This window comes from Pseudosporangium ferrugineum, assembly GCF_003002065.1.
Taxonomy (GTDB): domain Bacteria; phylum Actinomycetota; class Actinomycetes; order Mycobacteriales; family Micromonosporaceae; genus Actinoplanes; species Actinoplanes ferrugineus_A.
Genome location: NZ_PVZG01000034.1, coordinates 35,694 through 45,338, shown reverse-complemented (window position 1 = coordinate 45,338; position 9,645 = coordinate 35,694). Strand labels below are relative to the sequence as shown.

At 72.5% G+C, this 9,645-nt stretch carries 8 protein-coding genes; 2 read left to right on the top strand and 6 right to left on the bottom strand.

The window, feature by feature from the left end; all coding sequences use genetic code 11:
- Nucleotides 1-147 precede the first annotated feature (147 nt).
- The gene (locus CLV70_RS36250; protein WP_106131142.1) at nucleotides 148-711 is read left to right on the top strand and encodes a GNAT family N-acetyltransferase; all 564 of its coding nucleotides are present in this window, start codon (nucleotides 148-150) and stop codon (nucleotides 709-711) included.
- A gap of 3 nt (nucleotides 712-714) precedes the next feature.
- Nucleotides 715-2,685 carry a glycogen debranching N-terminal domain-containing protein gene (locus tag CLV70_RS36245; RefSeq protein ID WP_106131141.1) on the top strand — a complete coding sequence of 657 codons (1,971 nt, stop codon included), beginning with the start codon at nucleotides 715-717 and terminating at the stop codon, nucleotides 2,683-2,685.
- Here CLV70_RS36245 and dapB read toward each other — a convergent pair.
- The 6 genes from dapB to CLV70_RS36215 all read right to left on the bottom strand — a co-directional run bounded on the left by dapB (nucleotide 2,674) and on the right by CLV70_RS36215 (nucleotide 9,602).
- Nucleotides 2,674-3,426 carry a 4-hydroxy-tetrahydrodipicolinate reductase gene (gene dapB / locus CLV70_RS36240; protein ID WP_106131140.1) on the bottom strand — a complete coding sequence of 251 codons (753 nt, stop codon included), beginning with the start codon at nucleotides 3,424-3,426 and terminating at the stop codon, nucleotides 2,674-2,676. The two genes, CLV70_RS36245 and dapB, sit on opposite strands and share 12 nt — an antisense overlap.
- Nucleotides 3,427-3,435: 9 nt before the next feature.
- Nucleotides 3,436-4,323, bottom strand: coding sequence for a phosphatase PAP2 family protein (locus CLV70_RS36235; RefSeq protein WP_106131148.1), 888 nt, complete (start codon nucleotides 4,321-4,323; stop codon nucleotides 3,436-3,438).
- Between the two features lie 86 nt (nucleotides 4,324-4,409).
- Entirely contained in the window at nucleotides 4,410-5,744 is a 1,335-nt protein-coding gene (locus CLV70_RS36230; RefSeq protein WP_106131139.1) for a M16 family metallopeptidase, read from the bottom strand.
- 8 nt (nucleotides 5,745-5,752) lie between these two features.
- Nucleotides 5,753-8,092: a polyribonucleotide nucleotidyltransferase gene (locus CLV70_RS36225; protein ID WP_106131138.1), complete on the bottom strand. Its 2,340-nt coding sequence runs from the start codon at nucleotides 8,090-8,092 to the stop codon at nucleotides 5,753-5,755.
- 192 nt (nucleotides 8,093-8,284) lie between these two features.
- A complete protein-coding gene (rpsO, locus tag CLV70_RS36220) occupies nucleotides 8,285-8,554 on the bottom strand; it encodes a 30S ribosomal protein S15 (protein WP_023561775.1) in 270 nt (89 codons plus the stop codon).
- A gap of 115 nt (nucleotides 8,555-8,669) precedes the next feature.
- A complete protein-coding gene (locus tag CLV70_RS36215) occupies nucleotides 8,670-9,602 on the bottom strand; it encodes a bifunctional riboflavin kinase/FAD synthetase (RefSeq protein WP_106131137.1) in 933 nt (310 codons plus the stop codon).
- Nucleotides 9,603-9,645 lie beyond the last annotated feature (43 nt).

Here is a 9,645-nt window from a genome sequence, read left to right as displayed (position 1 = left end):
AAGAGGGTGTCCAGGTCTTGCGTCACAACACGATCTTGGACACCCTCCCTTCGTACCCAAGACATCGACCCCTGACATCGGAACTACTCGTCTAGCCCACGGGTACGACAAAAATCCTCCCGCCGCGGCCTCTGTAGGCTGCCGGGCATGGCACTCGGCTTCGTCCGTCCGGCCCGTCCCGAGGACGCCGGTGAGATCGCGCGCATCCAGTTGGCGACGTGGCGCACCGCCTACCGGCGGATGTTCCCGGCGCACGTGCTCGCCAACCTGGACGAGGCGTATCTGGCCCGGGGCTGGAGCGAGGCGATCGAGGCGCCCCCGTCGCCGCGGCACCGGGTGCTGATCGCCGTGGAGCAGAGCGAGTCGGCGCAGACGGTGGTCGGTTTCGCCGCTTCCGGGCCCGCCGACGAGCAGGCGCTGGCGCCGGAGGAGCCGCCGCTTCCGGATTCCGTCGCGGCGATCACCGACGTGCTGGTCGAGCCGCGCTGGGGCCGGCGGGGGCACGGCAGCCGGCTGCTGGCCGCGACCGTCGACCTGTGGCGCGAGGACGGCTTCGCCTCCGCGGTGGCCTGGGCGTACGACGCGGACGACGTGATGAAGAAGTTCCTCGGCGCGACCGGGTGGGAGCCCGACGGCGCCGCCCGGGCCCTGGACGTCGACGACATGCTGGTCAACCAGCTCCGGCTGCACGTCGCCCTCGATCAGCCCTAGGTCATGCAGCCGCTGCTGCACGACCTCGTCGTCACCCTCGCCGCGCCGACCTCGGCGCTGGGCGGGGCGGACGGCCAGATCCGGGCGAGCGGGGTGCAGGGCGTCTTCCACGCCGACGTGCGGGTGCTGGCCGAGGCGGTGCTGCGGCTCGACGGCCGCGAGCCGGAGCCGATCGGGCACGCCCCGGACGGCGCCGGCACCACGCATTTCGTCGCCCTCGACCGCGGTCACGGGGAGCCGGCGCTGCGGGTGACCCGCACCCGCAGCCTGCTGCCGGGGGTCGCCGTGGAGCGCGTCACCCTGGCCGCGGCGACGCCGGTGACCAGCGCGGTCACCCTCGATCTGGGGGCCGACGCCACCCCGCTGGAGGTGGTGCGCTCGGGCGGCACCGGCCCGGCGCCGGCGGTCCGGGAGGCGGCGGACGGCTCGCTTTCCTGGGGCCGCGACGGCACGACGGTGTCGGTCACCCACGACGGCAGCGCCGACGGCTCCCGGTTGAGCTGGGCGGTGACGCTCGCGGCGGGCGAGACCCGGACCGTGACGGTGACCGTACGCGTGAGCGACCCCTCCGCCGCCGTCCACGCCCCCGTCCGCGCCCACGACTGGCACCCGGCCCGCGTGGAGTCCGGCGACCGGCGGCTGGGCCGGCTCGTCGCCCGCTCCCTCGACGACCTGCGCGCGCTGCGGCTGACCCTGGACGGCGAGACGTTCCTGGGTGCGGGGGTGCCGTGGTATCTCACCCTCTTCGGGCGCGACAGCCTCTGGGCGGCCCGCATGCTGCTGCCCCTGGGCGTCGGCCCGGCGGACGGCACGCTGCGGGTCCTCGCCCGCCGGCAGGGCACCCGCACCGATCCGGTCTCCGGCGAGGCGCCCGGCAAGATCATGCACGAGCTGCGCCGGCGGGACCTGCATCTGCCCGGTTCTGGGCTGCGCCTGCCGGCCGCGTACTACGGGACGATCGACGCGACGCCGCTGTGGATCAGCCTGCTGCACGACGCGTGGCGCTGGGGTCTGCCCGCCGGCCGCGTCGAAGGGCTTCTCCCGCATCTCGAGGCGGCGCTGGGCTGGCTCGCCGCGCAGGACGGCTTCCTCGCCTACCGGGACGCCGGCGGGCAGGGCCTGGCCAATCAGGGCTGGAAGGACTCCGGCGACGCGATCCGCTTCCGCGACGGGCGGGTGGCCGAGCCGCCGATCGCCCTGGCCGAGGTGCAGGGCTATGCCTACCGGGCCGCCGTCGACGCGGCCGCGCTGCTCGACGCCTTCGACCGGCCGGGCGGCGACCGCTGGCGGGAGTACGCCGCCGCCCTCGCCGCACGGTTCCGGGAGCGGTTCTGGGCCGACGGCGGCTACCCGGCGCTCGCCCTGGACCGGGATCAGCGCCCGGTCGACTCGCTGACCAGCAACATCGGGCACCTGCTCGGCACCGGTCTGCTCGACGCGGAGGAGGAGCGGTCGGTCGTCGCGGCGCTCACGTCGGAGGCGATGGCCGGCGGCTACGGCCTGCGCACGATGTCCGCGGAGGACGGCGGCTTCCACCCCTTGTCGTACCACTGCGGTTCGGTCTGGACGCACGACACCGCGATCGTCGCCGCCGGCATGGCCCGCGCCGGCTTCGGCGCCGGGGCGGCGCACCTGATCGACGGCCTGCTCACCGCGGCCGAGGCGTTCGGCTACCGGCTTCCCGAGCTGCATTCCGGGGATTCGCGTACGGCCTTGAGCAGGCCGATGCCCTATCCGGCGGCCTGCCACCCGCAGGCCTGGTCCGCCGCGGCGGCGGTGCTGATGCTGCGGGCGGTGCTGGGGCTGGAGCCGGACGTGCCGGGCGGCCGGGTGCGCCTGGCTCCGCTGCCGGGCCTGCCCTTCGGTACGGTCACCGCCACCGGCCTGGTGATCGCCGGAACACCCGTCGAGGTCACCGCCGACGCGAACGGCGCGACGATCTCCGGGCTCCCGGCGACCCTGTCAGTCGAGTAGCGGGTCGAGGCCGACGGTGAGGCCGGGGCGCTCCGGCACCGCCCGCACGGCCAGCAGCACACCGGGCATGAACGAGACGCGGTCCAGGCTGTCGTGCCGGATGGTGAGCGTCTCTCCCTGCGTACCGAAGAGAACTTCCTGGTGGGCGACCAGGCCCGCGGCCCGCACCGCATGGACCCGCACCCCGTCGATGTCGGTGCCGCGGGCGCCGGACATCTCCTCCTTGGTGGCGTCGGGCATCGCCGCGAGCCCCGCCTCCGCGCGGGCCGCGCCGATCAGCCGCGCGGTGTGCGTCGCGGTGCCGCTCGGCGCGTCCAGCTTGCGCGGGTGGTGCTGCTCGATGATCTCGGCCGACTCGAAGTAGCGGGCCGCGCGGGCCGCGAACTGCATCATCAGCACCGCGCCGATGCCGAAGTTGGGGGCGATCAGCACGCCGGTGCCGGGCTTGTCCGCGAGCCAGGAACGCACCTGCTCGAGCCGCTGCTCGCTGAAGCCGCTGGTGCCGACGACGACGTGCACGCCCCGGTCGATCGCCCAGCGCAGGTTCGCCATGACCGCGTCGGGGGTGGTGAAGTCCACGAGGACCTCGGCGCCGGCCGCGACCTCGAGATCGTCGCCCTGGTCGATCGCCGCCACCAGGTCGAGGTCGTCGGCGGCCCGCACCGCCTTGCACACCTCGAGGCCCATGCGGCCGCGGGCGCCGAGGACGCCGACCCGGATCGTTGCACGCTCGTCAGTCACGCCGCCAACTTACTGCACCCCGGAGCGGCGGTTGCGCCACCACCGCTCGGCGGCGCCCACCAGGGCGAACACCCCCGCCACGTACGCCCACCCGACCAGCACGTCGATCACGTAGTGCTCGCCCGAGTACACCAGCGTGAAGGTCATCGCCAGCGGGTACGCGAGCAGCACCGGCCACCACCGCCGCGCCACCACCGGCAGGAAGAAGGCGACGGCCATCATCGCGTACGCGGTGTGCAGCGACGGCATGGCCGCGACCGGATTCGACGCCTCGACCTGCAGCGCGTTCAGGGTGTTGCCGGCGCTGTGCAGGCCGATCGCGTTCCACCCGTTGGTGGAGATGCGCTCGACGTGCTCGGGGAGCTGCCCGTGCAGCGACGCCCACCACGGCGGCGCGGCCGGATACAGGAAGTACGTGATCAGCCCCGCCACGCTCAGCGTGAACCAGCGGCGCATGAACCGCCCCCACTGCTCGCGCCGGCGCAGCCAGAGGATCACCCCGACCGTCGGTACGGCCAGGAAGTGCGACACGTACACGAGGGAGACCGCGACCTCCCACCACTGCACCGCGTCCGGCCGGTACAGGTGCTGCTGGAGCCAGACCGTGGGGACCTCGCCGCCGGTGAACCAGCCGAACATCCACTCGTCGGCGTGGATCAGCTCGGTGACGTGCGGGGCGAACAGGTCGTCGGCGTACCCGCGGGAGACGTTGTAGACGACCAGCAGCAGCGAGATCGGCAGCCAGTCGCGCAGGAACAGCAGGTGCTGCCGCCAGGGCAGGTCGCTGCGCCACGCGATGGTGGCCAGCCACAGCCAGCCGAACGCGATCAGCGGGTCGCTGGTCGGCACGCCGATGACGTACGTGCCGGCCGCGAACAGCGCCGCCCACACGAGCATGCCGACGATGCGGCGCTTGCGGCGGTCGGCCGCGACCGGTTCGTCGACGGCGGGCGGGGGGCTGAGGGTGGTCACGGCGTCCCAGGCTAGCGGGCGGACGGAAATGCGCCGTCGTCGAACGGGCCGACCACGGCCAGTGACATCGGGCGGGTGAGCAGCTCGGCGGCGAGCGCGTTGACCTCGTCGAGGGTGACCGCGTCGACCCGGGTCAGCAGCTCGTCGACGCTCATCAGGTCGCCGTAGAGCAGCTCCGACTTGGCCAGCCGGCTCATCCGCGAGCCGGTGTCCTCCAGGCCCAGGACGTACGTGCCCTTGGCCATGCCCTTGCCCCGGGCCAGCTCGGCGGCGGTGACGCCCTCGGCGGCGACCACGGCCAGCTCGGCCCGGATCAGCGCCAGGACCTCCTCGGCCTTGCCGGGGGCGCAGCCGGCGTAGACCGCGAAGACGCCGGCGTCGGCGTACTGGCTGCCGTACGAGTAGACCGAGTACGCGAGGCCGCGCTTCTCCCGGATCTCCTGGAACAGCCGGCTCGACATGCCGCCGCCGAGGACGTTGTTGAGCACGCCCTGCGCGAAGCGGCGCTCGTCGTCGCGGCCGAGGCCCTCGCAGCCGAGCACCAGGTGCGCCTGCTCGGTGTCGCGGTTGCGGACCACAGTGGTGGGCGGCTTGATCCGGTGCCGGCGGGAGCCGTCGCGGACCGCCGCCGGCGCGCCCGGGGTGTCGAGCGGGGTGCCGGCCAGCGCCGCGCGGATCAGCCGGACGACCTTGCCGTGGTCGAGGTTGCCGGCGGCGGTGATGACGATCTGCGGCGCCTTGTAGCGCGTCCGGTAGAAGCGGTTGATCTGGCTCCGGGTCATCGGCGAGATGGTCGCCTCGGTGCCGGAGATCAGCCGGCCGAGCGCCGTGCCCGCGCCGAAGATCGCCTCGGTGAAGACGTCGTGCACCTCGTCGCCGGGCTCGTCGTCGTGCATGGCGATCTCTTCGAGGATCACCCCGCGTTCGGTCTCCACGTCGGCCGGGTCGAGCACCGAGTTGGCGACCGCGTCGCAGAGCACGTCCACCGCGAGCGGCAGGTCGGCGTCGAGCACCCGCGCGTAGTAGCAGGTGTATTCCTTCGTGGTGAAGGCGTTGGTCTCCCCGCCGACAGCCTCGATCTGCGCGGAGATGTCCAGCGCCGTCCGCTTCTCGGTGCCCTTGAAGAGCAGGTGCTCGAGGAAGTGCGAGGCGCCCGACAGCGCGGGCGTCTCGTCGCGGGATCCGACGCCCACCCACACGCCGAGGGAGGCGCTGCGGGTGGTGGGGATCGCCTCGGTGATGATGCGCAGACCGCTGGGCAGGACGGTTCTGCGTACGCCGTCGTGCAGGGTCCTGGTGATAACGCGGGCCGGCCTTTCGGCCGGCCCGCGGTCATTCGCTGTCATGTGGTGACTTAGCCGCGGTCGCCGCCGCGGTCACCGCTGGGCCGGGACCGGCGACGACGGGGCTCGCCGCCGCCTTCGCCGCCGCGGTCGCCACGGTCTCCGCGGGGAGCGCGCTCCTCGCGGGGCTTGTCCGACGCGGCCGGCGCGGCGCCCTCGGGGGCGGCCTCGCCCTCGGGGCGGACCTTGTCGAGGTAGATCTTGCCGCGGTTGTCGATGTCCGCGATCGAGACCTCGACCTTGTCGCCGACGTTGAGGAAGTCCTCGACCTTCTCGACGCGCTTGCCGTCGCCCACCTTGGAGATGTGCAGCAGGCCGTCGCGGCCGGGCAGCAGCGAGATGAACGCGCCGAACGCGGCCGTCTTCACCACCGTGCCGAGGAACTTGTCGCCGACCTTCGGCAGCGTCGGGTTGGCGATGGCGTTGATCCGCTCCACCGCCGCCTCGGCCGCCGGGCCGTTGGTCGCGCCGACGTAGATCGTGCCGTCGTCCTCGATGGAGATGTCGGCGCCGGTCTCGTCCTGGATCGCGTTGATCGTCTGGCCCTTGGGGCCGATGACCATGCCGATCTTGTCGACCGGGATCTTCACGCTGGTGACCCGCGGCGCGTACTCGGACATCTCGGCAGGGCTGTTGATGGCCTGCTCCATGACGCCCAGGATCGTCGCGCGGGCGTCGTGCGCCTGCTGCAGCGCGGACGCGAGCACGTCCGACGGGATGCCGTCGAGCTTGGTGTCGAGCTGCAGCGCGGTGACGAACTCGCTGGTGCCGGCGACCTTGAAGTCCATGTCGCCGAACGCGTCCTCGGCGCCCAGGATGTCGGTCAGCGCGACGTACTGGGTCTTGCCGTCGACCTCGTCGGAGATGAGGCCCATGGCGATGCCGGCGACCGGCGCCTTCAGCGGCACACCGGCGCTGAGCAGCGCCAGCGTCGAGGCGCAGACCGAGCCCATCGAGGTGGAGCCGTTGGAGCCCAGCGCCTCGGAGACCTGGCGGATCGCGTACGGGAACTCCTCGCGCGACGGCAGCACGGGCACCAGGGCCCGCTCGGCCAGCGCGCCGTGGCCGATCTCGCGGCGCTTCGGCGAGCCCACCCGGCCGGTCTCACCGGTCGAGTACGGCGGGAAGTTGTAGTTGTGCATGTAGCGCTTGGACTTCTCGGGCGCGAGGGTGTCCAGCGCCTGCTCCATGCGCAGCATGTTCAGCGTGGTGACGCCCATGATCTGGGTCTCGCCGCGCTCGAACAGCGCCGAGCCGTGCACCCGCGGGAGGATGCCGACCTCGGCGGTCAGCGGGCGGATGTCGCGCGGGCCGCGGCCGTCGATGCGGACCTGCTCGCGCAGCACCCGCTGGCGGACCTCGGACTTGGTGACCGAGCGGAACGCCGCGCTGATCTCCTTCTCCCGGCCCTCGAACCGCTCGTCGAGCAGCTCGTGCGCCTTGGCCTTGACCCGGTCGAGGGCCTCCTCGCGCTCCTGCTTGGCGGCGATCTTCAGGGCCTCGGCGGTCTCCTCGCGGACGGCCTCCACGACCGCCGAGTAGACGTCGTCCTGGTAGTCGAGGAAGACCGGGAAGTCCTGGACCGGCTTCGCGGCGACCTCGGCCAGCTCGCTCTGCGCGCGGCACAGCTCGCGGATGGCGGGCTTGGCGGCCTCGAGCCCGCTGGCGACGACCTCCTCGGTCGGCGCGGCGGCGCCGGCCTGGATCAGCTTGATCGCGTGCGGGGTGGCCTCGGCCTCGACCATCATGATCGCGACGTCGCCGTCGGCCGTGACCCGGCCGGCGACCACCATGTCGAAGGTGGCGCGCTCGAGCTCGTCGAGGGTCGGGAAGGCGACCCACTGGCCCTCGACGTGGGCGATGCGGGTCGAGCCGACCGGGCCGCTGAAGGGCAGGCCGGAGAGCTTCGTCGACATCGAGGCGCCGTTCATGGCGACGACGTCGTACGGGTGCTGCGGGTCGAGCGCCAGCACGGTCTCGACGACCTGGACCTCGTTGCGCAGGCCCTTGGTGAACGACGGGCGCAGCGGCCGGTCGATCAGGCGGCAGGTGAGGATGGCGTCCTCGCTCGGGCGGCCCTCGCGGCGGAAGAACGAGCCGGGGATGCGGCCGGCGGCGTACATCCGCTCCTCGACGTCCACCGTGAGCGGGAAGAAGTCGAAGTGCTCCTTGGGCGTCTTGCCGGCCGTGGTGGCCGACAGGACCGTGGTCTCGCCGAGCTGGACGATGACCGAGCCGGCGGCCTGCTTGGCCAGGCGGCCGGTGGAGAAGACGATCTCGCGGGTGCCGAACGATCCGTTGTCGATGACGGCGGTGCGAGTTTCGGTGCCGAGAGCTTTCTGCTCTGTCATGTGGTGCGGTACTCCTTCGTCGAGGACCCGGCGGTCTCTACAGCGCGGTTACAGCGTGGCCGGTCTTCGATCGAAGTGCCCGGGAGTTCGGCCCGGGAACCACTACCGAGGACCGGTGCCGTCTTGACTGCGGCCGCGCGGGTCCGTGGGTGAAACTCGGGGGAGCGGCCGTCCGGCCACTCCCCCGTCAGATCAGCGGCGCAGGCCGAGACGCTCGATCAGCGTCCGGTAGCGCGCGATGTCCTTCTTCTGTACGTAGTTCAGCAGGCGACGGCGACGACCCACCAGCAGCAGCAGACCACGACGGCTGTGGTGGTCGTGCTTGTGCACCTTGAGGTGCTCGGTGAGGTCGGCGATCCGCTTGGTGAGCATCGCGACCTGAACCTCGGGAGAGCCGGTGTCGCCCTCCAGGGTCGCGTACTCGGTCATGATCTTGGTCTTGGTCTCTTGATCGAGCGCCATGTTCTCCGTGATTCTGTGTTGCCGGTGGGGTCGGTATCCCCGCGGCCCGCGGCGTCGGGCAGGCAGGCGGGACCGTGGACCGGATAAGCCGATCCGAACCCACCTTACCAGCCCCTTAAGCCAGGAGCGCCCGGGTCTCCTCCACGTCCTGCCTGATCTGGGCCACCAACGGCTCGATGCTCGTGTATACGCGCTGTTCCCGCAGGTGCGCGACGAAGTCCAGGCTGACCCGCTCGCCGTAGAGGTCCCCCGAGAAGTCGAGCACGTACGCCTCGACCCGCCGCTCCCGGCCGGAGAACGTCGGGTTGGTGCCGATCGAGACCGACACCGGCAGCGCGCCACCCTGGTCCCCGCCCCGGATCAGCCGGGCCGCGTAGACGCCGTCGGCCGGGATGGCGGCGTACCGATGGCACATCAGGTTGGCCGTGGGGAAGCCGAGCTCGCGCCCCCGCTGGTCGCCGCGGACCACGACGCCGGCCAGGCGGTGCGGGCGGCCGAGCGCGTCGGCCGCGGCCCGGACGTCCCCGGCGTCGACGCAGCTGCGGATGTACGTGGACGAGAACACCAGCCCGTCCTCGGTCACCAGCGGCGCCTCCTCGACGGTGAAGCCGAAGGTGCGCCCGAGCTTGGCCAGCAGCGGCGGGTCACCGGCGGCCTTGTGGCCGAAGCGGAAGTTGTCCCCCTCCACGACGACGGCCGCGTGCAGCGCGTCCACCAGCACGTCGTGCACGAAGGCCTCGGGGCTGAGCTGGGAGAACGCGGGCGTGAACGGCACCACGCAGAGCACGTCGACGCCGAGCTGCTCGATCAGCTCGGCCTTGCGGACCGGCTCGGTGAGCACGGCCGGATGGGATCCGGGCCGGACCACCTCGGCCGGGTGCGGGTCGAACGTCACCACCACCGACTGGAGGCCGAGGTCCCGGGCGCGCTTCACGGTGTAGCCGATGATCGCCTGGTGGCCGCGGTGCACCCCGTCGAAGACGCCGATGGTCACCACCGACCGGCCGAGCCCGCCGGGCACCGCCTCGTACCCGCGCCACCGCTGCATCTTCCGCCCCTCCCCTTCGCTTCCCCGGGCGTAAGAGTATCGG

Bases quoted from the DNA above. Each gene is read 5' to 3' on its own strand.
- CLV70_RS36215 (WP_106131137.1), bottom strand. From the start codon at position 9,602: ATGCAGCGGTGGCGCGGGTACGAGGCGGTGCCCGGCGGGCTCGGCCGG.
- CLV70_RS36235 (WP_106131148.1), bottom strand. From the start codon at position 4,323: ATGCTCGTGTGGGCGGCGCTGTTCGCGGCCGGCACGTACGTCATCGGC.
- rpsO (WP_023561775.1), bottom strand. From the start codon at position 8,554: ATGGCGCTCGATCAAGAGACCAAGACCAAGATCATGACCGAGTACGCG.
- CLV70_RS36230 (WP_106131139.1), bottom strand. From the start codon at position 5,744: ATGACAGCGAATGACCGCGGGCCGGCCGAAAGGCCGGCCCGCGTTATC.
- CLV70_RS36250 (WP_106131142.1), top strand. From the start codon at position 148: ATGGCACTCGGCTTCGTCCGTCCGGCCCGTCCCGAGGACGCCGGTGAG.
- CLV70_RS36225 (WP_106131138.1), bottom strand. From the start codon at position 8,092: ATGACAGAGCAGAAAGCTCTCGGCACCGAAACTCGCACCGCCGTCATC.
- CLV70_RS36245 (WP_106131141.1), top strand. From the start codon at position 715: ATGCAGCCGCTGCTGCACGACCTCGTCGTCACCCTCGCCGCGCCGACC.